Annotated in this window: 24 protein-coding genes; 10 read left to right on the top strand and 14 right to left on the bottom strand. The window is 65.8% G+C overall.

Annotation, left to right across the window (positions count from 1 at the left end):
- Position 1: 1 nt before the first annotated feature.
- The 5 genes from ACQR0Z_RS09580 to ACQR0Z_RS09600 all read left to right on the top strand — a co-directional run bounded on the left by ACQR0Z_RS09580 (position 2) and on the right by ACQR0Z_RS09600 (position 4848).
- On the top strand, positions 2-871 hold the full coding sequence (locus ACQR0Z_RS09580; RefSeq protein ID WP_434859435.1) for a branched-chain amino acid ABC transporter permease: 870 nt from the start codon (positions 2-4) through the stop codon (positions 869-871).
- 7 nt (positions 872-878) lie between these two features.
- The gene (locus tag ACQR0Z_RS09585) at positions 879-1916 is read left to right on the top strand and encodes a branched-chain amino acid ABC transporter permease (protein WP_434918433.1); all 1038 of its coding nucleotides are present in this window, start codon (positions 879-881) and stop codon (positions 1914-1916) included.
- Positions 1913-2659, top strand: a complete 747-nt coding sequence (locus ACQR0Z_RS09590) for an ABC transporter ATP-binding protein (protein ID WP_434876369.1) — start codon at positions 1913-1915, stop codon at positions 2657-2659. Before ACQR0Z_RS09585 ends, ACQR0Z_RS09590 begins: the two co-directional genes overlap by 4 nt.
- On the top strand, positions 2659-3375 hold the full coding sequence (locus ACQR0Z_RS09595) for an ABC transporter ATP-binding protein (protein WP_434859438.1): 717 nt from the start codon (positions 2659-2661) through the stop codon (positions 3373-3375). The genes ACQR0Z_RS09590 and ACQR0Z_RS09595 overlap by 1 nt, the downstream gene beginning before the upstream one ends.
- Positions 3376-3729: 354 nt before the next feature.
- Positions 3730-4848 carry a cobalamin-independent methionine synthase II family protein gene (locus ACQR0Z_RS09600; RefSeq protein WP_434859439.1) on the top strand — a complete coding sequence of 373 codons (1119 nt, stop codon included), beginning with the start codon at positions 3730-3732 and terminating at the stop codon, positions 4846-4848.
- Between the two features lie 167 nt (positions 4849-5015).
- On the opposite strand, the gene ACQR0Z_RS09605 is transcribed toward ACQR0Z_RS09600, so the two are convergent.
- Genes ACQR0Z_RS09605 through ACQR0Z_RS09630 form a run of 6 tightly spaced genes read right to left on the bottom strand, consistent with a single transcriptional unit; the run spans position 5016 to position 9470 of the window.
- Positions 5016-5744 (bottom strand): MFS transporter, encoded by a 729-nt coding sequence (locus ACQR0Z_RS09605; protein ID WP_434918434.1) that lies wholly within the window; start codon positions 5742-5744, stop codon positions 5016-5018.
- Positions 5732-6301 carry an MFS transporter gene (locus ACQR0Z_RS09610; protein ID WP_434918435.1) on the bottom strand — a complete coding sequence of 190 codons (570 nt, stop codon included), beginning with the start codon at positions 6299-6301 and terminating at the stop codon, positions 5732-5734. The genes ACQR0Z_RS09605 and ACQR0Z_RS09610 overlap by 13 nt, the downstream gene beginning before the upstream one ends.
- 44 nt (positions 6302-6345) lie before the next feature.
- Complete coding sequence (locus ACQR0Z_RS09615; RefSeq protein WP_434918436.1) at positions 6346-6789, bottom strand: cupin domain-containing protein; 444 nt, start codon at positions 6787-6789, stop codon at positions 6346-6348.
- 23 nt (positions 6790-6812) lie between these two features.
- Positions 6813-7613 carry an alpha/beta fold hydrolase gene (locus tag ACQR0Z_RS09620; protein WP_434918437.1) on the bottom strand — a complete coding sequence of 267 codons (801 nt, stop codon included), beginning with the start codon at positions 7611-7613 and terminating at the stop codon, positions 6813-6815.
- A gap of 47 nt (positions 7614-7660) precedes the next feature.
- Entirely contained in the window at positions 7661-8209 is a 549-nt protein-coding gene (locus ACQR0Z_RS09625) for an NAD(P)H-dependent oxidoreductase (RefSeq protein WP_434918438.1), read from the bottom strand.
- Positions 8210-8237: 28 nt separating this feature from the next.
- The gene (locus ACQR0Z_RS09630) at positions 8238-9470 is read right to left on the bottom strand and encodes an acyl-CoA dehydrogenase family protein (RefSeq protein WP_434918439.1); all 1233 of its coding nucleotides are present in this window, start codon (positions 9468-9470) and stop codon (positions 8238-8240) included.
- A gap of 540 nt (positions 9471-10010) precedes the next feature.
- Between ACQR0Z_RS09630 and ACQR0Z_RS09635 the strand changes: the two genes are divergently transcribed.
- On the top strand, positions 10011-10718 hold the full coding sequence (locus ACQR0Z_RS09635; protein WP_434918440.1) for a response regulator transcription factor: 708 nt from the start codon (positions 10011-10013) through the stop codon (positions 10716-10718).
- A gap of 126 nt (positions 10719-10844) precedes the next feature.
- Here ACQR0Z_RS09635 and ACQR0Z_RS09640 read toward each other — a convergent pair whose 3' ends face one another.
- Positions 10845-11228 carry a DUF2147 domain-containing protein gene (locus ACQR0Z_RS09640; RefSeq protein ID WP_434918441.1) on the bottom strand — a complete coding sequence of 128 codons (384 nt, stop codon included), beginning with the start codon at positions 11226-11228 and terminating at the stop codon, positions 10845-10847.
- Between the two features lie 150 nt (positions 11229-11378).
- A complete protein-coding gene (locus ACQR0Z_RS09645; protein WP_434918442.1) occupies positions 11379-13061 on the bottom strand; it encodes a caspase family protein in 1683 nt (560 codons plus the stop codon).
- A gap of 155 nt (positions 13062-13216) precedes the next feature.
- On the opposite strand from ACQR0Z_RS09645, the gene ACQR0Z_RS09650 reads away from it, so the two are divergent.
- The 3 genes from ACQR0Z_RS09650 (at position 13217) to ahcY (ending at position 17462) form a co-directional block, all read left to right on the top strand.
- Positions 13217-14566, top strand: a complete 1350-nt coding sequence (locus tag ACQR0Z_RS09650; RefSeq protein WP_009028569.1) for a hypothetical protein — start codon at positions 13217-13219, stop codon at positions 14564-14566.
- Positions 14567-14642: 76 nt separating this feature from the next.
- Complete coding sequence (gene metK, locus ACQR0Z_RS09655; protein WP_434876361.1) at positions 14643-15839, top strand: methionine adenosyltransferase; 1197 nt, start codon at positions 14643-14645, stop codon at positions 15837-15839.
- Between the two features lie 201 nt (positions 15840-16040).
- Positions 16041-17462 (top strand): adenosylhomocysteinase, encoded by a 1422-nt coding sequence (gene ahcY / locus ACQR0Z_RS09660; RefSeq protein ID WP_434859449.1) that lies wholly within the window; start codon positions 16041-16043, stop codon positions 17460-17462.
- A gap of 73 nt (positions 17463-17535) precedes the next feature.
- Here the strand turns inward: ahcY and ACQR0Z_RS09665 are convergent, their stop codons facing one another.
- The 5 genes from ACQR0Z_RS09665 to ACQR0Z_RS09685 all read right to left on the bottom strand — a co-directional run bounded on the left by ACQR0Z_RS09665 (position 17536) and on the right by ACQR0Z_RS09685 (position 21599).
- Positions 17536-18408, bottom strand: a complete 873-nt coding sequence (locus tag ACQR0Z_RS09665; RefSeq protein WP_434859450.1) for an urea carboxylase-associated family protein — start codon at positions 18406-18408, stop codon at positions 17536-17538.
- A gap of 107 nt (positions 18409-18515) precedes the next feature.
- Positions 18516-19547: a hypothetical protein gene (locus ACQR0Z_RS09670; protein WP_434859451.1), complete on the bottom strand. Its 1032-nt coding sequence runs from the start codon at positions 19545-19547 to the stop codon at positions 18516-18518.
- Between the two features lie 170 nt (positions 19548-19717).
- Positions 19718-20335, bottom strand: a complete 618-nt coding sequence (locus ACQR0Z_RS09675; protein ID WP_434859452.1) for a cytochrome b/b6 domain-containing protein — start codon at positions 20333-20335, stop codon at positions 19718-19720.
- A 54-nt stretch (positions 20336-20389) separates the two neighbouring features.
- Complete coding sequence (locus ACQR0Z_RS09680) at positions 20390-20668, bottom strand: PepSY domain-containing protein (RefSeq protein ID WP_172112682.1); 279 nt, start codon at positions 20666-20668, stop codon at positions 20390-20392.
- Between the two features lie 184 nt (positions 20669-20852).
- Entirely contained in the window at positions 20853-21599 is a 747-nt protein-coding gene (locus tag ACQR0Z_RS09685) for a DUF6881 domain-containing protein (RefSeq protein ID WP_434859453.1), read from the bottom strand.
- 268 nt (positions 21600-21867) lie between these two features.
- On the opposite strand from ACQR0Z_RS09685, the gene ACQR0Z_RS09690 reads away from it, so the two are divergent.
- Entirely contained in the window at positions 21868-22359 is a 492-nt protein-coding gene (locus ACQR0Z_RS09690) for an AAA family ATPase (RefSeq protein ID WP_434918443.1), read from the top strand.
- A 265-nt stretch (positions 22360-22624) separates the two neighbouring features.
- On the opposite strand, the gene ACQR0Z_RS09695 is transcribed toward ACQR0Z_RS09690, so the two are convergent.
- Positions 22625-23356, bottom strand: a complete 732-nt coding sequence (locus ACQR0Z_RS09695; protein WP_434918444.1) for an alanyl-tRNA editing protein — start codon at positions 23354-23356, stop codon at positions 22625-22627.
- Between the last annotated feature and the right edge of the window lie 22 nt (positions 23357-23378).

The following is a 23378-nucleotide window of genomic DNA, read 5'->3' on the forward strand; positions in this document are numbered from 1 at the left end:
AATGACCTCCATCCTCACCAATCTGTTCGACGGCGTCGCCTACGGCATGCTGCTGTTCGTGCTGGCCTGCGGGCTCGCCGTGACGCTCGGCCTGATGAACTTCGTCAATCTGGCGCACGGCGCCTTCGCGATGGCCGGCGGCTATGTCTGCGCGGTGCTCGTCAACCGCATCGGCTGGCCGTTCTTCGCCGCGCTGCCGATGGCCTTCGTCGCCAGCGCGCTGATCGGAGCTTTGCTGGAGCGGACGCTCTACCAGCATCTCTACGCGCGCAGCCATCTCGACCAGGTGCTGTTCTCGATCGGGCTGGTGTTCATGACGGTCGCCACCGTCGACTACATCATGGGGTCCTCGCGCATCTTCATCAAACTGCCCGCGGTGCTGCAGGGCCAGTTCGACATCTTCGGGGTCGGCATCGGCCGCTATCGCCTGATGATCATCGTGATCTGCGGCCTGCTCACAGTCGGGCTGCAACTCGTCCTGTCCAAGACTCGCTTCGGCAGCCGGCTGCGCGCCGCGGTGGATGACCCCCGTGCCGCGAGCGGCCTCGGCATCAACGTGCCTCAGGTGTTCGCCTTCACTTTCGCCTTCGGCTGCGGCCTTGCCGGCCTCGGCGGCGCACTGAGCGCCGAGATCCTCGGCCTCGATCCGTACTTCCCGCTGAAGTTCATGATCTACTTTTTGATCGTGGTCACCGTCGGCGGCTCGTCCTCGATCACCGGTCCGTTCCTGGCCTCGCTGCTGCTCGGCATCGGCGACGTCGCCGGCAAATACTACGTGCCGAAGCTCGGACCCTTCGTCATCTACACCATCATGATCGTGATCCTGATCTGGCGCCCGAACGGCCTGTTCGGTCGCACGGCGACGCGGTGAGGATCGCATGACCACGAACGCACAAACCGAGGTCGGCTTTCACGCAAGGCAGCACGGCCGCTGGCACTGGAGCGAGTTCGCCTTCTGGATCGTCGTCCTGGCGGTCGGGCTGGCGTTTCCCTCGCGCTATCTGATCATGACCGAGATCCTGCGCCTGGCGCTGTTCGCGCTGTCGCTCGATCTGATCCTCGGCTATGCCGGCATCGTCTCGCTCGGCCACGCCGCGTTCTTCGGCGTCGGCGCCTATTGCGCCGGTCTGTTGTCGGTCCACGGCATCATCAACGAGCCGGTGCTGGCGCTGATCGTCGCCGGCCTTGCCGCCACCGTGCTCGGCTTCGCCACCAGCTTCCTCGTCATTCGCGGCGTCGATCTGACAAGGCTGATGGTGACGCTCGGCATCGCGCTCCTGATGGAGGCGCTCGCCGAGCGCTTCTCCAACGTCACCGGCGGCACCGACGGCCTGCAGGGCATCGACATCCAGCCGATCTTCGGCCTGTTCGCGTTCGACATGTTCGGCAAGACCGGCTTCTTCTATGCGCTCGCGGTGCTGTTCGTGCTGTTCCTGCTGGCGCGGATCATCGTGCATTCGCCGTTCGGCCTGTCGCTGCGCGCCATCAAGAACAATCCGCTGCGCGCCGCCGCCGTCGGCATTCCCGTCAACAAGCGCCTGATCGCGATCTACACCGTCGCGGCGTTCTACGCGGGCGTCGCCGGCGCGCTGTTCACGCAGACCACGGCGCTTGCCTCGCTCGACGTGTTCTCGTTCGAGCGCTCCGCCGACCTCGTGCTGATGCTGGTCATCGGCGGCTCCGGCTATCTCTATGGCGGTCTGATCGGCGCCGCGGTGTTCCGGATGCTGCAGGAGCTGTTTCAGTGGATCACGCCGCAATATTGGATGTTCTGGATCGGCCTCGTACTCGTGATCATCGTGCTCGTCGGCCGCCACCGCATCCACGGCTATGCGCTGTGGCTGCCCAATCTCATTCTCCGGCAGATCGCCGGCCGCAAGGCCGCGGTGGCCCTCACCGACAACGAGGCGCCATGACCTTCGCCCTGGAAACCCGCGGCCTCGACAAGCATTTCGGGGGCCTCCACGTCACCCGCAATCTCTCCCTTCAGATCGTTCCAGGCGCCCGGCATGCGCTGATCGGCCCGAACGGCGCCGGTAAGACCACCGTGATCAATCAGCTCACCGGCGTGCTGGAGCCGAGCTCGGGACGCATCCTGCTCGAAGGCCAGGACATCACCGATCTGCCCGTGCACAAGCGCGTGCTGCGCGGCCTGTCGCGCACCTTCCAGATCAACCAGCTGTATCCGGACCTGACGCCGCTCGAGACGATCGGCCTCGCCGTCTCCGAGCGGCTCGGCGGCGGCGGCAATTGGTGGCGCCGCATGGGCACGCGCGACGACATCAATGCCGAGATCGCCGAGACCCTGGAGCGCTTCCGGCTGCTCGACGTCATGAACGACCGCACCTCGACCTTGCCTTACGGCAAGCAGCGCCTGCTCGAGATCGCGGTCGCGATCGCCGCCAAGCCGCGCGTGCTGCTGCTCGACGAGCCCGCAGCTGGCGTGCCCGAGGGCGAGCGCAAGGACATTCTCGCCGCCGTCGCCGCGCTGCCGCGCGACGTCACGGTGCTGCTGATCGAGCACGACATGGATCTCGTCTTCTCCTTCGCCGACCGCATCTCCGTCCTGGTCTCCGGCGCGCTTCTGGTCGAGGGCACGCCTGAGGAGGTCGCGCGCGATCCGCAGGTCAAGGCCGTCTATCTCGGCGAGGCCGCGTGATGACCGATCTGCTCGCCATCGAGAACCTCCGCGCCGGCTACGGCCAGGCCGTCGTGCTGCCGAACATGTCGCTGTCGCTGCCGGAAGGCCAGGTGCTGGCGCTGCTCGGCCGCAACGGCACCGGCAAGACCACGCTGATCAACTCCATCGTCGGCGTCACCCGCCGCTTTTCCGGCAAGCTCGCGCTCGGCGGCACCGACATCACGTCCCTGCGCGCCGACCAGCGCGCCCGCGCCGGCATCGGCTGGGTGCCGCAGGAGCGCAACATCTTCCGCTCGCTGACGGTGGAGGAGAACATGACCGCGGTGGCGCAGCCGGGCCCGTGGACGGTCGAGCGCGTCTACCAGATGTTTCCGCGGCTCAAGGAGCGCCGCAACAATTTCGGCAACCAGCTCTCCGGCGGAGAGCAGCAGATGCTGGCGATCGGCCGCGCGCTGACGCTGAACCCGAAGGTGCTGCTGCTGGACGAGCCGACCGAAGGATTGGCGCCCATCATCGTCGAGGAGCTCCTGGCCGCGATCGGCACGATCAGCCGCGCCGGCGGGCTGTGCTCGATCATCGTCGAGCAGCATGCGCAGAAGCTGCTCGCGCTGGCCGACCGTGTCGTGATCCTGGAGCGCGGCACCATCGTGCACGATGCGCCGTCAAGCGACCTGAAGGCTGACCCTGCGCCGCTGGAGCGGCACCTCGGAGTCGCCAGCGCTGCGGCGCACTGATGCTCGGGTTCGCTGGACGGGCCTGGCCGGCGAGGCAAGCTGTCTCGAACAGGAGCGGGGGTGTTATTCTGTATACCGGAACATCGACCGCAGGGAGCGCAGTCAAGAGCGCCTATGACCGGAATCGTGAAATCGGCCTAGACTCCAAAGCCAGACCGGCGCACGGGTGGGACTTTCCACGCCCCGCACACAATCCTGACCGAACGGAATTGTATACTGATCGGAGACGCGCTAGGGCTTGCCCCGGCTTTTGAGAACGCGCGGGCGCCGGCCACGGGGCCGCACGTCAAGGTAGATCATTCAACCGGTCCAACGACCCAATCGAAGACGTCGACCATTCCAAGGAGTGAACAGATGCAACGCACCAAGCCTCCCTTCCGCGCCGACGAAGTCGGCAGCCTCTTGCGCCCGCAGAAGATCAAGGACGCCCGCGCCAAGCTCGAGAAGGGCGAGATCTCCGCGGCCGACCTGGCCAAGATCGAGGACATGGAGATCGAGAAGGTCGTGCACCGCCAGGCCTCGACCGGCCTGAAGCTCGCGACCGACGGCGAGTTTCGCCGCTCCTGGTGGCATTTCGACTTTCTCGCCAAGCTGACCGGCTGTGAGCTCTTTCATCCCGACGCCGGCATCCAGTTCACGGGCGTGCAGACCCGTCATGACGCCGTGCGCGTGATCGGCAAGCTCGACTTCCCCGACGACCATCCGATGCTCGACCACTTCCGCTTCCTAAAGAAGCACGCCGATACGGCGCATGTGACGGCGAAGATGACGATCCCGTCGCCGGCCGTGCTGCACTTCCGCGGCGGCCGCAAGTCGATCTCGAAGGACGTCTATCCCGATCTCGACGCGTTCTACGAGGATCTCGGCAAGACCTACCGCAAGGCCGTGAAGGCGTTCTATGATGCCGGCTGCCGCTATCTGCAGTTCGACGACACCGTCTGGGCCTATCTGTGCTCGCAGGACGAATTGCAGAAGGCGCGGGAGCGTGGCGACAATCCCGATGGCCTGCAGCAGATCTATTCGCGCATCATCAACTACGCGATCGCCGACCGTCCCGCCGACATGACCATCACCACCCATGTCTGCCGCGGCAATTTCCGCTCGACCTGGATCTCCTCGGGCGGCTACGAGCCGGTCGCCGAGACCATGCTCGCCAACACCAACTATGACGGCTACTTCCTGGAGTATGACAGCGAGCGCGCCGGCGGCTTCGAGCCGCTGCGCTTCCTGCCCAAGGGCAACAAGGTTGTCGTCGTCGGCCTCGTCACCTCGAAGGTCGGCGAGCTCGAGAAGAAGGACGACATCAAGCGCCGCATGGAAGAGGCCTCGAAGTTCGCTCCGCTCGACCAGCTCGCGCTGTCGCCGCAATGCGGCTTCGCCTCGACCGAGGAAGGCAACATCCTGAGCGAGGAAGAGCAGTGGGCCAAGCTGCGCCTCTGCGTCGAGCTCGCCGAGGAGATCTGGGGCAAGTAAGCTCTTAGGAGCGGACCCCTGAGCGGTGGCTGATCCTAGCGCTGCTCACGTGACCTTATCGAAGCGGGGCGGACTCGATGTCCGCCCCGTTTTGCGTTAGTGCAGCATCCTTCACTCGGGAACGTCGCAACACGCGGGACGACAGCCACGCGCAAAGTCGTTGCGATCTATTCCGCGGGACTTCCGACGGTCACCGCCTGCCTGACGTCGTCGCGGGCGAGGATCATCAGGAGGCCGACGATGATGAACTCGACCGCGGCAAAGGCAATGAAGGCCCCGGTGAACGAGCCGGCCGAGGCGCTGATGATCGCGCCCATCATCCACGGTGCCACGAAGGCCGACAGGATGCCGAACACCTCGGCATAGCCGATCGCCGCCGGCGCGAGCGCATCGGAGTATTTTTCGCTCAACAGGGCAAAGATGGCGCCGCCGCCCAGCAGCGCGATTCCACTGAGCGCCGCAAACAGCACCAGCATGCCGAAGGGCATCGGCGTTACGACGCTCCACAGGAACATCAGGGCGGTGAGCAGGGCCAGGAACGCGGTGAGCTTGATCATGAGCGGCTTGCCCAATCGGTCCGACATGTAGCCGCCGATCACCAGGAACAGCACCTGAGACAGTCCCATCACGGTGCCGATCACCGCGCCGGAGTCCGGCGCCATGTGCTGCACGGCGATGAACGCTGGCACGACCCAGGTGGCGGTGCCTGCGATCGCGAAGGTGCAGGCCACAATGCCGAAGCCACCGACCGCGATCCATTTCGAACGGAAGATCTCGCCGAGCGGCAGATGCTGCTGCTGGGCTTCGTTGCCCCAGGTGAAGGCGTCGATGCCGATCTCGCGCGGATGATTGCGGACGACGAGCGCGTCGACCGCCGCGACGATCAGCGTCCCCACCGCCAGACGGCGAAGAAGGTCCGCCAGCTGGTCGCGATCGTCAGCGGAATGCCGAGCGCGAAATCCAGGGTGATGGCGAGGCTGTAGGCGGCGAGAATGATGCCGACCACCGAGCCGCGCCGGCTCTGCGGAAACCAGCCGAAGATTAGCTTCATGTTGCCGATGAAGATGGCCGCGTCGAAGAAGCCGATCACGAGCCGCAGCAGGATGAGTTGGACATAGCTCTGGACGAACACCTGGAGCACCATGCCGAGGCCGGTGCCGGCAAGCCCGATCAGCAGCAGATTGCGCGCGGTCATCGAGCGGCTGACCGGCGACCACACCACCATTCCGATGCCGTAGGTGAGCGCGAAGATTCCTTGCGCCAACCCTGCCTCGGCGGCCTCGAGTTTGAGGCTTTCGGAGACGAAGGGCAGGACCGCCGCGAAGGCGTACCAGTCCGCCGCAAGAAAGATCTCACAGAGCACCGCCAGCGCCAGCATTCCCTTTTGCCAGCGTGCAATCCGGCGGCGGTCGCTTTCGGAAATTGTCGTCCAGTTGGTCGTCAGCACGGTCATGGTCGATCCTCGCAGGCTGGATATCGTCTGGCACGGGCCGGGGGTCAGGCGGGCGGCGGCAGGAAATTGACCTCGTGCTCGGCGGCGCGGCGCACGACTTCCTCGGGATCGGCGAGGTCATGGATCCGCTCGAACAGCTCTTTCAGCGAGCGCGTCGGCGCCACCCAGAACAGGCTCGTCGCGGTCTCACCCGACTTGTTGAAGATGCCGTGGGGGATCCCCTTGGGCATGCGCACGAGATCGCCGGTCTTGGCCACGAAGTCCTTGCCGTCGAGCCACAGGTCGTAACGCCCGGTCAGCACGTAGACGAATTCGTCCTGGGTCGGATGCACATGCGGCGGCACGAACGTCCCGCTTGGAAACACCGCGTGCCAGGCCATCGAGGCTTCGGAGTGCTGCTTGAGCGTGTAGGTCTGGCCCAGAATGTTCCAGACGATGTTGCCGAAGCCTTGTTCGGACGGGGTCACGCCCGGGGGCATCTCGATCATGCTTGTGTCCTCTGTTGCGGTGTTCAATCGGCGAGAAAATCGAGGACGTGCTGCGCGGCAGCGGGAGTTTCCTCGAAGACGAGATGGCCCGTCGCGGGCACCAGCGTGACGCGGGCTTTGGGCAGGCCGGACTTCCAGGCCTCGGCTTGGGCCGTCGGACGCAGCCGGTCGGCCGCGCCCCACAGCACCAGGGTCGGCATCGCAATCCGGTGCAGCCAGTTCGCAAGCTTCGGATTGCCCTGGGGTTCGTCGCGGATCAGCTTGGCGAAGCCTGTGACCTCGCGTCCCAGGCGCTGGTCGAAGTCGGGGTCTGGAGCGGTTGGAAAGTAACGCAGCGCCGCGGCTGGATCATGCGCGAGATAGGCCGGCAATTCCTGCGGCGGGATATCGAACAGTCCCGGTGCTGGCGCGCTCGGCACCACGAGACCTGCGGGGGCGACCAGGACCAGCTTGCGCACCCGATACGGCTGGCGGATCGCGAACTCCGCGGCGAGCCATCCGCCCAGCGAGAAGCCGGCGAGGTCGAATTGCGCAAGCCCGAGTCGATCGAACAGATCCATGTAGTGGAGCGTGTGATCCTCGATCGTGTCGATCGCATCGGCATCACCGGACTCGCCGAAGCCGGCGTGATAGGGAATGATCACGGTGTGCCGCTTCGCCCAGTCCCGCGCTATCTCGAAGCCGGTGAAGGTGCCGGTGCCGTGCAGGAACACCAGCGGCGGACCGCTTCCGATCTGCAGGACCACCGTCTGCACGCCGTTGATGTCGTATTCGCTCCGAATGAAGCCGGTGAGATCGGGGGAGAGTTTGAGTGTGTCGTGCAAGGCGCCAACTCCGGCTGATGTCTGTGGTCGTGTGTCGGGAGGCAAGTTCACGCGGCGTTCGCCCGGCGGCCGTCGAGCATCATGGCGAACTGCTCGACCGCATTGGCGATGCGCTCCGTGATCGCCGGCGCGAACGGTTGATCGATCTGGACGTCGCCGCTGCTGGCGTAGATCGCGGTCGAGACCGTGCAGGCCTCGAAGAAGCCGAACAGCGGACGGAGCTGATGTTCGACCACCAGGGAGTGGCGCAGACCGCCGCCGACGGCCGTGAGCAGCACCGGCCGATTGCGCAAGCTGCGCGGTTCGATCAGGTCGAAGACGTGCTTGAACAGACCGGGATAGGAGCCCTGGAACACCGGGCATCCGATCACGAGGCCATCGGCCTGCTCGATGGCGTCGACGACGGCGCTGGCGGGACCGTCGAGCCCGATGCGGGTGAAGGCGGCGAGGCCCGTGCCGGCATCGACGAGGTCGAGCACGTCGGTCTCGAGGCCGTGCTTGTCGCGCAGATCAGCAGCGACCGCTTCCACCAGAACGCGCGATTTGGCCGGCCGCCAGCTATTGCCGCAGAAACCGACGATCCGAGCTGTCCTCACGTCCACGCCCTCATGCCTGGCCGCATGTTCAGCCCGCCACGCCGAACACGGTCCATTGCGCATTCGGCCCGGGCAGACCGAGCAGCGCGCGGCCGCATTCCTCCACGATCTGGTCGGCCATCAGGATGTGCTGAGTGCCGGCGTGGATGTCGCGATAAAAGCGCTGCATCGGCGTGTTGTGCAGCGAAGCGCCGCGAGCCGCGCGATGCGCGAACGTCCCGACGTCGGACAGCACGTCGTGGATGTGGCGCAGCGACAGCTTGATCATCGTCAACTGGTCCAGCGACAGCTTCTTGCCGTTGGCGCAGGTCTCGGAGACGTCTTGCCAGGTTTCATGCACCAGCGCCCGCGCCGCGCGGAAGCGGGCTTCGGCCTGCGCGTATTGAAACTTGAAGCTCGCGCTCTCGCGCGATTTGCCGAACGGGTCCTGGCGCTGCACGATGACCTTCACGAGTTCGTCGAGCATGCGGCGTCCGACGCCGACCGCCCAGCCCGAATGCGCCCAGGCGCTGTAGCCGGCGAGTCCGAGTCCGCCTTGCGCGCCGCCGCGGCGCGGCGCCTCGATGTCGAAATCGTAGGTCATGTGAGCAGGCACGAACAGCTCGTCGCCCTCGCTCAGCGTGTAGTCGAAGCTGCCGGTCGCGCGCAGGCCGAGCACGTCCCAATTGCCCATCAGCTTGATCGTCGCGCGCGGATGATGGGCGACGACGATCTTGGGTTGGCCGTTCGGGCCCAACACCATGTCCTTGCCGGATGCGTCCGTCACGAAGCAGCCGGAATGCACCCACTCCGCATGCTGGATGCCGCTGCCATAGGCCCAATTGCCGCGGATCATGTAGCCGCCGTCGACCGGGCGAGCGTAGCCTCGCGGCACGCCGTTGCCGGCAATGGTGATATCCGGGCCACCAGCAAACACTTGTTTCACGCCTTCATCCTCGAGGTAGATGGCGAGCGTCGTGCCTTCCATGTTGCATCCGATCGCGCACCAGCCAGCGGATGCGTGGGTGTAGGCGAGGCGCTCGATCACGGTCATGGCGTCGTAGGGGAGAAGCTCGGCGCCGCCGACCTCCCTGGGAAACAGCATGTTGTAGATGCCGGCCTTGCGCAGCGCGGCCACGACGTCATCGGTGAGATAGCCTTGCGCCTCAGCCTCGGCGGCTTTGGTCTCCACCAGCGGAAGCAGAGCGTCCAGCCGGGCGTGAAAGTCGGCCACCGTCGGCGTTGCGGTGGATTTGGCCGCGCGCTGTGCAAGAAGGCTCATGGTCGATGTCTCCACGTCAGGCTGTTTGGCCGCCCGCGCGCATCGGCGGCGGAAGGCTCGGGTCGGTGCGAACACAGGGCGGCGCTGTGCAAAACGAGTCCGTCGCGTGCCAAGCCGGTTGGCACGAGTGATGGACGGCTCGCGATGGTGTCGACGTTCCCCGTCGGAACCGCACAATCGTTGTTGCGCGATCACGATGCTTGAATGCTAGGGATGAGGTCGGCGAACCGGCAATCCCCCATCATGGGGGGGACGACAGCGGTGCACTGCCGCAAAGCTGAGCCGTTGGAACGGCGCTTTGCTGCTTCTTTTCGCTTGACCAGACAACAAGCAGCGACGAAGCTTTAAGCCTATAATAATTGCCAATTCCGCGTCGCTGCTCTCGGGCGCGACACGATCTCGCGAGGAACGTTGGTGAGAGCCGAACAGGAGCATGGGGGTGGTCTGCCCGAGAGGCAGCTCGCAGATCAGCTGCTCTCGATCGCCGAGAGCCGGTCCGTTCGGTCACTCGGAATTGCCTGCTGTTCTGCGATTGCGCGCATGACAGGGTCGCCGACAGTCGGTCTCTATCTTCTCGATGGCCTCGCGCCTGAGTTGGTCTACAGCGATCATGTCGCTGAAGGCCTGCTGGAGAACTACAAGGCCGGCTTCTGGAAATGTGATCCCGTGCTCGACTGCATCATGACCAGGGGCTGCGCGGCCGATGGCGAATCCGTGATCGGTCCTCAGCAATGGCGGCACAGTGCATCGTTCGAGATGCTGCACGAATGGGGCTTTGCCTACAACATGGGCGGACCGCTGTGGAGCAGCGACAAGATCGTCGGCGTGCTGTTCACGGCGACGACTAACAAGGACGCACCCTACACGTCACAGACGCGGCAGCGCATGGAGCTGCTGTGCCGTGCCGGCTCGCTCGCCTTGACGAACATGAAAGCCGGCGAGATCGAAGCGCATCTGAGCGTCACTCCGGTCCATGAGCCGGCACCGTTGCTGTCTGCATCGCTTCCGCCACGCTCGGCCGAAGTCGCCGTTCGTGTTTGTCGCGGCCAGACCAACAAGGAAATCGCGCGGGAGATGGGGATCTCGGATCAGACCGTGAAGGAGCATGTCGCAAACCTGTGTCGCCGCTTCGGAGCCCATAATCGCACCGAGCTCGCGGCCTTGTTGCTGAACATGCCTGGCCGGCAATCCGTGACCAAAGCAGAAGTCGCGCCGCGCGCACTTGCCTGTCGCCCTCTCTCCTCTTGATCGATCGTTAACGCCAGCTGCGCCTGTGGGGGCGAGCTCGCCGCGAGAATCCGGGGAAGTCATCGGCGTCTGAGATCAGAGATGATCGAACCGGATCAGGCCATACCGGATCCGGCTTTCCTGATCTCAGTTCGCCCGCGTCCAGGTCGATGACCTGCAGATCATCCCGCCGAGGGCACAGCCCGAGGTCGTCAGGGTGTTGCCCGAGAGGGTCATCTTGGCATCGTAGGTCTTGCCGTCGTCGGGATTGCTGTAGCTGCCGGCCCACGCGTTGGGACCCGTCGACTTCATCCCGGAGAACAATCGCTGGCCGACCTTGGCCGGCGTATCCGTGCCTTCCTTGATCCAGACCAGCGTGCCGCAGACGGCGCCGCCGCAGGGCGCGAACTTCACCTTCGAGGCGCCGCTCTCCCGCAGCCAGACGCCGGTGACGTCATCGGCACGCGCAGCGTTGCCCAAAAGCGCAAGCGCCAAGCCCAGTCCAACGACGAGACTCTGTCGATTGATCATGTACGCCTCTCCCCGGCATGCGAGACGAACGTTTACCTGCGGTCGCGGCGTAGGGCTGCGATCCGTGTCGTCTCTGTCGGTCGTGAGGATAGCAGGATTCGACCGCGCTGCATCTGGTCCGGCGCAGGCCGTGATGTTCGCAGCCGCGGCTCATTTCGCCGCGAGATAGACCTCACCGAGCAGCGACGAGTTCGACCACGGCACCTGCTTGTTCTGGGTGGCGGCGACGACCTCGGCGCGGACGCGCGTCAGCATCTGCTGCACCTCGAGGCCGGGCGTGCCGATGTGTCGCGACAAGGCCGCCGAGAACGGGCTGTTGTCGCCCTGGCCGTCGAGCGCGACCTTGCCGGGCGCCGTGGCGAAGGCGATCAGCGTGCCGGCACCCGACGTCGCGCCGGCCCCGAGCGACGTCGGCGCGGCAAGACCGCTGGCGCTCAGGCTTCGGCTCGCGCCGGCATTGGCTGTCATGGGAGCAGCAAACGGATTGTTGCGGCAGGCGTCGAGGATCAGGATGTTGGTGCGGATCTGGTCATCGAGACCGGCCAGGATCTGGTCCATGTCGATCATCGCGGTGACCACGTCGCTGCCTGCGGAGGGTGCGATGTCCGTCGGCACCAGATAGTTGCGGCCGTCGATCTGCACGCCGTGGCCGGCGTAGAACACCACGGCCATCTGCGCTTGCGCCTGCGCAGCCTCGCGCAGGAAGTCGCGTGTCCTGGCCTGCATCGCCGCGCGATCGAGATCGATGCCCTCGACGACGGTGAAGCCGATGTCGCGCAGGCTCTTGGCAACAATGCGCGCGTCGCGCGGCGGATTGGGCAGCGGCTGCACATGCGCATAGGCGCCGTTGCCGATCACCAGCGCCATGCGCGGCAAGGTCTGAGCCGCTGCCAGTTCGGAGGAGGGCGAGACTGCCGCCGGCTCGGCGCGTTGCGCCTGTGGAGCAGGGGGCTCGGACAACAGCGACAGCCGCACCTTCGCGGTGGCCTGGTTGGCCTTGCTGCCGGCATCGGAGGCGGTGGGCTTCAGCGCCGCGGCATAATCGGCCTTGGCGGCATCGCGCTCGCCCTTCGCCTCATAGGCCAGCGCGCGATGCACATGCGCCGAGATGACCACACTGCCGGGTGGGGTCATCACATTGACGGGTGGATTCTGCGCCAGCCGGACCGCCTCGGAGGCATCGGCGATGGCGCGGTCGACATTGCCCTTGGCGCGCCAGATCACGCTGCGATTGACCAGCGGCGAGGCCAAGGCCGGATCGAGCCGGATGGCCTCGTTGATGTCGGTGAGCGCACTGTCGAGATCGCCGGTCGCCGCCTTGGAGATGCCGCGGTTCTGCCAGGACAGCGCGGATTTCGGCGTCAGCCTGATCGCCTGGTCATAGTCGGCGATCGCCTTGGCGTAGTCGCCCGTGCCGCGATAGGCATTGCCGCGGTTGTGGAAGATCGTGCCGCTCGGCGGGCCGCCCTTGAGCGCGTCGTTGAAATCGGCGATCGCGATCTCATACTCGCCCTTGTCGTAATAGGCCGAGCCGCGGAGATTGTAGATCGCCTGCGCCGGCTGCAGCCGCAGCGCTTCGGTCGCATCGGCGATCACATGGGCGTAGTCGCCTTTCTTGTTCCAGCCGACAGCGCGCCAGAAGTAGATCGTCCCTAACTGAGCGCCGGAGAACACTTTCAGCGCGATGATCTTGTTGCAGGCCGCGATCATCTGGTCGGCCGGCGTGGTCTCGGTGGTGCAGAGCGGGCCGAGCTGGGACTTCGACTGGGCCAAGCTGGGAGGTGCCCAGAGGGCCGTCAGCAGCGGTATCAGCAGCAGGAAAGAGCGGCGCATCGGCAGGGACCGGGGGAAAGCGAGGGCGGGAACCACTCCGGTTTGTTGCGTCCGGGCAGTTCCGGGTTCAGCCCCTTTCCATTGGTGGGCAGAAGGTGCTAGGACGTTGGGCCAACGGGCATCTGCCCACCCTCGCTTCCCACCCCTCCGGCCGCATGAAGAACGACCAGCTGCTCGCCCAGATCACGGAGTTCTGCCGCCAGTCGGACATGGCGGAATCGACGTTCGGCCGCCGCGCCGTCAACGACGGCAAGCTCGTGCAGCGGCTGCGCGAGGGCAAGCGCATCACCATCGACACGCTGGACCGCATCCAGGCCTATATCGCGGCGTCCACCGGCACGCTGCCGCCGCCGCGGCTCGACGTGGTGCCGGAGAAGCGCGACCCCAAGAGCAATTTCCGCTTCTTCGAGAACCGGCAGAAATATCTGCTGTTCGTGCACACCTGCAGCGAGAAGCGGGTGGTCGCCGAGCGCGTCGGCCTGGAGCTCGCTAGCATCCACCCGCGTCCGCCCGCGTTGCGGCTGTTCGACGCGGGCGTCGGCGACGGCACCGTGCTGTCGAAGGTGCTGCGCACGATGCACGGCCGTTTTCCACACATTCCGTTCTATGTCGCCGGCAAGGAGCTGAGCCTCGAGGACGTCCGGCTGACCCTCGAAAAAGTGCCGGACCGGCTGTTCGAGCATCCGGCCTCGGTGTTCGTGTTCACCAACATGAACTATGCCGAGGCGCCATGGCTGACGCCGGCCTCGCCCTCGGTGGCGGCCTCGATGATCTGGCACGAGGTCGTGCTGCAGGGCGATTCCTCGGGGGATTTCGAGGCCCAGATCACGGCGCTGAAGCCGTTCCTGGAGCAGAACTGGCGCGCCAATGTCTCCCAGCGGACGGGCATGCCGGTCTATGAGCGGCCGATCGCGCTGGTGCTGTACCGCGAGGATCACCGCTTCCTGCTCGACAACATCATCCCCAGGGCAGGGCGGGTCGAGGCCAATTTCGACCTGATCATCGCCTCGCAGCCCTACCGGGCGCGGTCCTCGGTGAATTTCCGCGCCAAGCGCATCATTGCACCGCTGGCCCGGGCGCTGAAGCCCGGCGGCCGGCTGATCGGAATCCACTCCCACGGCCAGGATCCGGGCCTGGAAATCATCCAGGCGGTGTGGCCCGGAGAAAATCCTTTCTCGGTCAGCCGCCATGAGCTATTGCGCGCCGTCAAGTACGAGCTGGGCTCCAGTGGGCGGGACTTAAATTTTAACGCCTATGCGGACAATCGCTCGATTTTCAGGTATGAGATGGAGGCTCTGCCCAACGAGGTCACCGGTGCGATCGGAACCTCGACGGCCTTTGCAGCCTGGAACGCGGCGGTGTATGTCGCGCAGATCGAGGAAGACCGCCTGACCGAGGTGGCCCACTCGTCCCGCGCGCTCGACGCCGCCAGAGAGGTCCTGCGAAAGCACAACGGGCTGTGGTTCTACGACGAGTCCTACGTCATCTCGCGGCGTCGCGACTGACATCCTGGGGATCAATCGAGGTCACCTTGAGATCAATACAAACGACCGCCGTGGGCGGCAAAGAAGGGGTTGCTTGATGCGCGCGTCATATCTGTTCACGTCGGAATCGGTGTCCGAAGGCCATCCGGACAAGGTCTGCGACCGCATTTCGGACGAGATCGTCGACCTGTTCTACCGCGAAGGACCGAAGGCCGGCATCGATCCGTGGGCTATCCGCGCCGCCTGCGAGACGCTGGCCACCACCAACAAGGTCGTGATCGCCGGTGAGACCCGCGGCCCGTCCTCGGTCACCAACGAGCACATCGAGCACGTCGTCCGCGAGGCCATCAAGGACATCGGCTACGAGCAGAAGGGTTTCCACTGGAAGACCTGCGACATCGAGATCCTGCTGCACCCGCAGTCCGCCGACATCGCGCAGGGCGTCGACGCGCTGCAGCCGGGCGAAGTCAAGGAAGAGGGCGCCGGCGACCAGGGCATCATGTTCGGCTACGCCACCAATGAGACGCCGGATCTGATGCCGGCGCCGATCTTCTACGCCCACAAGATCCTGCGCCTGATCTCGGAAGCCCGTCACTCCGGCGTCGAAAAGGTGCTCGGCCCGGACTCCAAGAGCCAGGTCACCGTGCAATATGAGAACGGCAAGCCGGTCGGCGTGCGGGAGATCGTGGTCTCGCATCAGCATCTGGTCGAGGACATGACCTCGGCGCAGGTGCGTGAGCGCGTCGAGCCCTACGTGCGCAAGGCGCTGCCGGAAGGCTGGATCACTCCGAAGACGATCTGGCACATCAATCCGACCGGCAAGTTCTTCATCGGCGGTCCCGACGGCGATGCCGGCCTCACGGGCCGCAAGATCATCGTCGATACCTACGGTGGCGCGGCTCCGCATGGCGGCGGCGCGTTCTCCGGCAAGGACCCGACCAAGGTCGACCGCTCGGCCGCCTATGCGGCGCGCTATGTCGCCAAGAACATTGTCGCCGCCGGTCTCGCCGACCGTTGCACCCTGCAGCTTGCCTACGCCATCGGCGTGGCGCGGCCGCTGTCGATCTATATCGACACGCACGGGACCGGCAAGGTGTCGGAGGATGCGCTGGAGAAGGCCGTGGCCAAGGCCATGGACCTGACGCCGCGCGGCATCCGTACCCACCTCGACCTCAACCGCCCGATCTACGCGCGCACGTCGTCCTACGGCCATTTCGGCCGCACGCCGGACAATGAGGGCGGCTTCTCCTGGGAGAAGACCGACCTCGTCGAGCCGCTCAAGCGCGCGGTGTGATGCATACGTCATCTCTCTCCGCGCGCGGGGAGAGATGACAGCCGATGCTTCGCATCGGTGTCGTCAGACTGAAGACGGCGGCAGAAGGCCGCCGTTGCCTCTCCCCGTGAGGAACGGGGGGAGTGATCTGGACTGCGCCTCGACGCGTCTCTCTTCGTTCGTCACGACCAGTTTCGAATTCATCCGACCAGGAAACCCGACATGACCGCCAAGCCAGGCTTTACCGACTACATCGTCAAGGACATTTCGCTCGCCGAGTTCGGCCGCAAGGAGATCTCGCTCGCTGAGACCGAGATGCCCGGCCTGATGGCGACGCGCGAGGAGTATGGCCCGAAGCAGCCGCTGAAGGGCGCGCGCATCGCAGGCTCCCTGCACATGACCATCCAGACCGCGGTGCTGATCGAGACGCTGGCCGCGCTCGGCGCCGACATCCGCTGGGTCTCCTGCAACATCTACTCGACCCAGGACCACGCCGCCGCCGCGATCGCCGCCGCCGGCATTCCGGTGTTCGCCGTCAAGGGCGAGACCCTGGTCGACTATTGGGACTACACCGCCAAGCTGTTCGACTGGCACGGCGGCGGCCACCCGAACATGATCCTCGATGACGGCGGCGACGCCACCATGTACGTCCATCTCGGCCTGCGCGCGGAGAACGGCGACACCGCGTTCCTCGACAAGCCGGCCTCCGAGGAGGAGGAGGTGTTCTTCGCGCTTCTGAAGAAGCAGCTCAAGGAGAAGCCGAAGGGCTACTTCGCCGAGATCGCCAAGTCGATCAAGGGCGTGTCGGAAGAGACCACCACGGGCGTGCATCGCCTCTACGACATGCAGAAGGCCGGCACGCTGCTGTGGCCCGCGATCAACGTCAACGACAGCGTCACCAAGTCGAAGTTCGACAACCTCTATGGCTGCCGCGAGTCGCTGGTCGACGGCATCCGCCGCGGCACCGACGTGATGATGTCGGGCAAGGTCGCGATGGTCGCCGGCTTCGGCGACGTCGGCAAGGGCTCGGCCGCCTCGCTGCGCCAGGCCGGCTGCCGCGTCATGGTCTCCGAGATCGATCCGATCTGCGCGCTGCAGGCGGCGATGGAGGGCTATGAGGTCGTCACGATGGAAGACGCCGCGCCGCGTGCCGACATCTTCGTGACCGCCACCGGCAACAAGGACATCATCACCATCGAGCACATGCGCGCGATGAAGGATCGCGCCATCGTCTGCAACATCGGCCACTTCGACAACGAGATCCAGGTCGCCTCGCTGAAGAACCTGAAGTGGACGAACGTCAAGCCGCAGGTCGACGAGATCACCTTCCCCGACGGCAAGCGCATGATCCTGCTGTCCGAAGGCCGCCTCGTGAACCTCGGCAATGCGATGGGCCACCCGTCCTTCGTGATGTCGGCGTCGTTCACCAACCAGACCCTGGCGCAGATCGAGCTCTACGCCAACAACAAGGACGGCAAGTACAAGAAGGAAGTCTACGTGCTGCCGAAGTCGCTCGACGAGAAGGTCGCGCGCCTGCACCTGTCCAAGATCGGCGTCAAGCTCACCGAGCTGCGTCCCGACCAGGCCGCCTATATCGGCGTCAAGCAGGAAGGCCCGTTCAAGTCGGACCACTACCGCTACTGATCGCAGCGCTCACGCGCGGCGGAGACGACGAAGGCCGGGGCATCGCCCCGGCCTTTTGTTTGTCCAGCTCCGTTCAGCCGCCCGCGCGCGCCGCGCCGTGGCCGCGATGATAGTCGTTCGGCTGCGGCCACGGCCAGCCGGCCAGCCGCGTCCGGTCGGGCTCGTAGATCTCGACGCGCAGCGGATGGCAGGCCGCCGCATCGCTCGAATGCGTCGCGCCGCAGTCGCCGCCCGGGCAGGCCGAGAGCGCGCCAATGAGGTCGATCTCGGCCAGGAACTCGATGAAGTCGCCGGGACGCACCGGGCTCGCCTTCATGAAGTACTGATGCGTATCGCGGGTGAAGCCGGTGCACATGAAGACGTTGAGGACGTCGTGCACGTGATGCTCGACGGCTCGCGGCTCTGCTTTCAGCTCGGCGGCCAGCGCACGCGACAGGTTCGAATGGCAGCAGAAGTCATAGCTGCCGCCGCTGAGCAGGCGGTTGGTGTAGGGATCGCAGCGCGTGCCGATCACGTCGTGGATGCCGGCGCCGTCGGCGTCGAAGCCGTACCAGCCGAGCGTGTCGTAGCTGATCGTGGCCATCGGCCGCAGGTTCGGCATGGTGCTCCACAGCCGGTCGCCGGTGGAGACGTGCGTGGCATGCAGCGCCCGCGTCTTGCCGCTGAAGAAGCGCTCGGACAGATCATGCGCATGCCACAGATTGAGGTCTCCGACCTGCGGGCCCTCGATGCTGACGATGCGGAAGAACTGCCCGCGCGCCACCCGAAAGCTGCGCGCATCGCGCGGCGGCACGATCACCTCGTCGACCTTGCTCAGCGTCTGCCGCGCCGCCTCGAGCATCGTCATGTCCGGCCGCGGCAGCGTGCCGGCGGGATAGACAATGGCGGGGCGGACTGCGCGCCGTGCGGCGGCATCGGCGGGCTCGGGCGGCGATTGTGATGGCATGATCGTCTCATGAGGCGGCAGGTGGGAGACCGTCACCATAGCGCCTCTCGGCCGCTTCTGTCCCGGGCGGCCGATTGCCGTCCGGACGGCCGATCGACTGGCCTGCGTCAGCCGGTCCGTCGCGAGCCCAGCGCCGAGGCGCGCACGGCCTTCGCGCGCTTGGCGGGATGATGCTCCGACCGCGCTGCGATCCGCTTATGCTTCTTCGTCTCCGCCGCCGCGAGCTTCACGGCCGGCGTGCGGTGCTTGGTGTATTCCTCGCCGTCGACCGGGCCGACATGCGGCGGGTCGCGATCGAGATAGGGCCGGCCGATGCCATAGCTCTTGCCATTGGCGTCGACCCACTTCCAGAGCTGCTCGGTCGCGACCCAGCGCTGCGCGCGGGTGGCGCCGTTGACGCTGACGATGTCGGCCGCGAGCCCATGGCCGTAGCCGCCGCGCAGGCTGCCGCCGTGATAGGAGCGGTTGCTGGCGGCCTTCAGCCCGCTGGCGATCTCCTGGCGATAATCGTCGCGGAAGCCGCTGGTGATGCCCGGCGCGAGCCCTGCGGCCTCGGCGGCGTGCAGCGTGTGAAACAGCTTCAGCTTGAAGCCGCGGTCCATGCCGCCGATGACGTATTCCGCCATGCTGCGGCCGACGCGCTCGGCGGCCTTCGGATCCTTCCAGGTGAAATCATTGTCCACGAGCCTGGTGAAGCTGCGCGTCACCTTGACCAAGCGACCCTTGCGCTTGATGGTGACCACGCGGCGCTCGGTCTCCCTGATCTTGTCCAGCTTCGGCGCGCGCTCATACAGCGCGAACAGATAGCGGTCGACGCAGGCGTCGATATCGGGGCACTCGTCGAGGATTTCGATACGATCGGCGCTGGCGACGGTGGGCTTCGGGATGTCGCCTGACGGTGCCGGCGATTCGTCGGCAGGGAGAGCCGCCGACGGCGTGATCGATGCCGTCGTCAGCGCCGTTTCCGACGAGAGCGGCTGCGCAGCCGCGGCCTCGGTCGTGGTCACCGCCGTGACCTCTGCAACGACTGGCGTCGCCGCCTCCGGCTCGGCAGCGCCGGCAGGCCAGGCCATGACGCAGCCGGCGAGGACAAAAGATCGGCACAACGCACGCGTGGTGAACTGCTGCGAGCTCATCATCCGGCCTCCGAGATCCAGGCCCCTGCGAGCAGGAGCGGTCAGGCATCCGATACCTGCGATTGTTCGGTGCCGGGCGGCCGGGCGCAATATCACAGCGTGTGCCGCCGGCAGCTTTTGCGTGACCTGTGACATCAGCGCAACGGCCGCGGATTGCGAGTTCCGTGTGTCGCTTATGAGTTGAGTCTTGGGCGGTCGCGGTGCGCGCGAGGCATCGTCCGCCGCAGCAGCTTGCGCCCGGTCAGCATGGCGCGCGCGAGATTCTCGCCCTGCATCCGGCTCACCAGCACGACGCCGGCGACATGCAGCACGACGAGCGGGATCAAGAGATACGACGTCACCTCGTGGGTGTCCTCGACCCACCAGAGGCCGAAGAAGCGCACGGTGACCTGCATCGCGCCGGTGACCGCGGAGACGATCAGCACGAGCAGCAGCACAAGCTGCATCGCCGTGCCCGCGGGATTGAGGCCGAGATAGCGGCCGGTCTTGCCGCGCCGCAGGCTCCACAAATAAGAGGGCGTCGCGCGCAGCCGCGCCTTGAGGCTGCGAAAGCGCGAATGGCGCGTGCCGATCAGGCCCCAGATCAGTCGGAACGCGAGCAGCCCGAGGATTGCGTAGCCCGCCACCCGGTGCAGCCCATCATAAACGTTCGGCGTCACCCAGGCGATCAGCACCAGCACGGCCAGCAGCCAGTGCCACAGGCGCAAGGGAAGGTCCCAGACCTGCACCGTCTCGGCCGGGTCCGGGGTCTTCACGCTGGCGCTGGGAGCTGTGCCGTGCATCGGTATCATGTCACGTCATCCAGCCGCGCCGGATGACGCCTCTGCCGACTACGTCTCTGCCGCTTACTTGGCGACGGTGTGCTTCAGGCTGAGGTCCTCCGGGCTGTAGAACAGCTCGTACAGCTTGCCTTCCTTGACGCCATACACCTCGTAGCAGCTGCCCTCGATCTTGGAGCGGCGCACCTCGTAGCCCAGCGCCTTGGCCTTCGCCTCGGCCTCGGCGGCCGGCTTCCACTGCGCCTTGTCGAGCTTGGTGCAGTCCTTGTAGCCGTCGGCCAGGGCCGGCGAGATGGCGAAGCCGGCGAGTGCGGCGCCGAGCAGGGCGGCGGTGGTCAGTCTCATCAATCCCTCCAATGAGCAAATTCAAACACGATGCATCGTGGGATCAGGGAAGACGGCAATGGCATGAATGTGTCAACGGAGCGGCAGCTGGAATCGCTCTTAGAGGACTTCCAAATTCGTCCCGAAGCTGCAAAACAAGGGGTGCCGCGCTTGCCCCCGCATCCGCGACGTTAGGTCTCGCTCATCACTTGAAGCCCAGTGCCTTCCGCCACACCGCCTCGAAGTCGGACGCCGAGATCTCTCGCGCGGAAAATCCGCTGAGGGCATTGATCTCGGAAAGCGACGGAATCGTGCCTTCCGGCATGACGTCGCGCCAATTCGCCTGAGCGAAACTGCAGGTCTCGAGCCGGCCGTCGGGATACATCCTGATCCACCGGATCGGACAACGATCGCGGTCGAGCTCGCCATAGCACTCGATTTCGGTATCGCCGTCCGGGGGATTGATCGTGTGCATGTAGCTGTGCGGCGGTCCGACCGACGGCGGCGGAGGCCGGGAGCGAAGATGGTTGATCAAGTCCAGCGCGGCTCGTTGGCTTTCGGGCGGCGCGATCCAGCTCGTCTCCTGCTCGCTCAATCCCAGCGCGGCAAGGAGCTCGGCGACCAGGAGCGCGACGCCATCTGTGGCGAGTTCGGCGCCATCGATGAAGGCGGTCGGCCCCGTCGCGCCGAAATGCTCGATCTGGTGACGCAGCTCCATCAGCAGAACAATGCGACCCGACCCGAGTCTGAGGAGCACGCCTGACGCGTCGCCGAGCCCGCCCTCCTGCCATGCCTCGACCGTCCAGCCGTGGCTTGCCGCGAGCTCCGTCAGTCGCCGTTTCACCGTCACAATGGCCATGTCCACGTTCGGAAAGCGATAGTCGAAGATCTGTTCGGCGTGAGTCATGGAAGGCTCGTCATTGAATGGGCCGGAGGTGCCGATGCTGCGCACATCGAACGCAAAGGGACGATGGTGATCGGTGCAGCACGCCATTGTAACGGGACGGGCCCGCGGATCGTCAACGCCGGCAAGGTGCTCCCTGGACGACGTCTCCGATCTCTGACAAGATCACCGGCATGATCTCACACGTCCACCTCGCAGGCGCGGCCCTCGGGCGCCGAATTATCGACCCGGCCTGATCCGTCGGGCCGGGCGATGCTGCCTGCGAACTATCTGTGAACGTGTCGAGTGCCCGAGCTGGCGCCGGAGGTCTTTCATCATGTCTTCGAACCCACCCACGCTGCACCTGGTGTGCGGCAAGATCGCTGCCGGCAAGTCGACGCTCGTGGCTGAGCTCGGCCGGCGCCCGGCCACCATCGTGGTCGCCGAGGACGACTGGCTGGCGCAGCTCTATCCAGGCGAGCAGACCAGCCTTGCCGACTATGTCCGGAATTCGTCGCGGCTGCGGGCCGTCATGGGGCCGCATGTCGTGGCTCTGCTGTGTGCCGGCGTCTCGGTCGTGCTCGATTTCCCCGCCAACACGCTGGCGAGCCGCGCCTGGATGCGCGGCCTGTGCGAGGCGGCCCGCGTGCCGCATCAGCTGCATCATCTCGACGTCCCCGACGAGATCTGCAAGGCGCGGCTGCGGGCGCGAAACGAAGCGGGTGGGCATGCCTTCACGGTGACGGACGAGGAGTTCGACCTGTTCACGTCGTACTTCGTGGCGCCGACGCCCGAGGAAGGGTTCGACGTGATCGTGCATCGGCCCTGACGTCGCTGGCCGCGCAAGGGCCAGCTCCATCCGCCCGTCATTCCGGGGCATTCGCACGTTCGCGCGAGCGGACGTGCGAATGAGCCCGGAATCCATAGCCACAGGCCGGCATGAGCGGTCAGATCCTCGTGGAGAAATCAACCCACGCTCTAGGGGAGGCGTGGCTATGGATTCCGGGCTCGCGCTGCGCGCGCCCCGGAATGACGCCGGAGAGAGTTTGGCCTTCATCGATGACGACGTGGCGGCGACGCGTTGAACGGCGCGTCTATGCCGCACCCGAGCCGATCCGAAATCTTCGGTTCTGCCGGCCCTTGTTGTCGACCTTCAGAATCCGTATCCGCCGCGCCTTTGCCGTCGAGACCAGATGCGTGCCGCCGCAGGCCTGGCGGTCGAGGCCGTCGATGTCGACGATGCGGATCATGCCGTCGGCCTGGCGCGGCGGGGCGACGGACTTGGCGCGGAAAAGTCCGGCGGTGGCCTGCGCCGCGTCGTACTCCATGTCGAAGGTGAGCACCGGGCGGTCGTCGGCGATCGCGGCGTTGACCGCGTTCTCCACCGCGCGCAGCTGTTCCGGCGCCACCTTCGGCAGATCGAAGTCCACGCTGAACTCGTCGGTGTCGGTCATGCGGACGCCGGTCAGCAGCGCGCCATCCAACAGCGTGTACACCGCGCTGTTGACGAGGTGCGCCACCGTGTGCTGCTCGCACATCCGCTGCCGGAAGGCAGGGTCGACGCGCAACTCGATCGTCCCGTCGGGAATGGCCTCGTCCCCGATCAGGTGCCAGAGGCCCTCGGCGGTCGCCTCGAAGCCCACGACCTCACGCACGATGCCGTTCCAGGCGATCGTGCCTCGGTCCGGCAACTGGCCGCCGCCGCCCGGATAGAACGGTGAGCGCGCCAGCAGCACCGCGCCCGGGCGCGCGTCCAGCGTGGCGATGTCGAGGCTCAGCACCTCGGGATGTTCGACGGCGAAGGGACGAGGAAGAAAGTCGGTCATGCGAATGGGATCGCTGCGTAGC

The organism is Bradyrhizobium sp. HKCCYLS3077 (assembly GCF_051167555.1).
Classification (GTDB): domain Bacteria; phylum Pseudomonadota; class Alphaproteobacteria; order Rhizobiales; family Xanthobacteraceae; genus Bradyrhizobium.

Bases quoted from the DNA above. Each gene is read 5' to 3' on its own strand.
- ACQR0Z_RS09580 (WP_434859435.1), top strand. From the start codon at position 2: ATGACCTCCATCCTCACCAATCTGTTCGACGGCGTCGCCTACGGCATG.
- ACQR0Z_RS09585 (WP_434918433.1), top strand. From the start codon at position 879: ATGACCACGAACGCACAAACCGAGGTCGGCTTTCACGCAAGGCAGCAC.
- ACQR0Z_RS09590 (WP_434876369.1), top strand. From the start codon at position 1,913: ATGACCTTCGCCCTGGAAACCCGCGGCCTCGACAAGCATTTCGGGGGC.
- ACQR0Z_RS09595 (WP_434859438.1), top strand. From the start codon at position 2,659: ATGACCGATCTGCTCGCCATCGAGAACCTCCGCGCCGGCTACGGCCAG.
- ACQR0Z_RS09600 (WP_434859439.1), top strand. From the start codon at position 3,730: ATGCAACGCACCAAGCCTCCCTTCCGCGCCGACGAAGTCGGCAGCCTC.
- ACQR0Z_RS09610 (WP_434918435.1), bottom strand. From the start codon at position 6,301: ATGACCGTGCTGACGACCAACTGGACGACAATTTCCGAAAGCGACCGC.
- ACQR0Z_RS09615 (WP_434918436.1), bottom strand. From the start codon at position 6,789: ATGATCGAGATGCCCCCGGGCGTGACCCCGTCCGAACAAGGCTTCGGC.
- ACQR0Z_RS09630 (WP_434918439.1), bottom strand. From the start codon at position 9,470: ATGAGCCTTCTTGCACAGCGCGCGGCCAAATCCACCGCAACGCCGACG.
- ACQR0Z_RS09635 (WP_434918440.1), top strand. From the start codon at position 10,011: ATGACAGGGTCGCCGACAGTCGGTCTCTATCTTCTCGATGGCCTCGCG.
- ACQR0Z_RS09640 (WP_434918441.1), bottom strand. From the start codon at position 11,228: ATGATCAATCGACAGAGTCTCGTCGTTGGACTGGGCTTGGCGCTTGCG.
- ACQR0Z_RS09645 (WP_434918442.1), bottom strand. From the start codon at position 13,061: ATGCGCCGCTCTTTCCTGCTGCTGATACCGCTGCTGACGGCCCTCTGG.
- ACQR0Z_RS09650 (WP_009028569.1), top strand. From the start codon at position 13,217: ATGAAGAACGACCAGCTGCTCGCCCAGATCACGGAGTTCTGCCGCCAG.
- metK (WP_434876361.1), top strand. From the start codon at position 14,643: ATGCGCGCGTCATATCTGTTCACGTCGGAATCGGTGTCCGAAGGCCAT.
- ahcY (WP_434859449.1), top strand. From the start codon at position 16,041: ATGACCGCCAAGCCAGGCTTTACCGACTACATCGTCAAGGACATTTCG.
- ACQR0Z_RS09665 (WP_434859450.1), bottom strand. From the start codon at position 18,408: ATGCCATCACAATCGCCGCCCGAGCCCGCCGATGCCGCCGCACGGCGC.
- ACQR0Z_RS09670 (WP_434859451.1), bottom strand. From the start codon at position 19,547: ATGATGAGCTCGCAGCAGTTCACCACGCGTGCGTTGTGCCGATCTTTT.
- ACQR0Z_RS09675 (WP_434859452.1), bottom strand. From the start codon at position 20,335: ATGATACCGATGCACGGCACAGCTCCCAGCGCCAGCGTGAAGACCCCG.
- ACQR0Z_RS09680 (WP_172112682.1), bottom strand. From the start codon at position 20,668: ATGAGACTGACCACCGCCGCCCTGCTCGGCGCCGCACTCGCCGGCTTC.
- ACQR0Z_RS09690 (WP_434918443.1), top strand. From the start codon at position 21,868: ATGTCTTCGAACCCACCCACGCTGCACCTGGTGTGCGGCAAGATCGCT.
- ACQR0Z_RS09695 (WP_434918444.1), bottom strand. From the start codon at position 23,356: ATGACCGACTTTCTTCCTCGTCCCTTCGCCGTCGAACATCCCGAGGTG.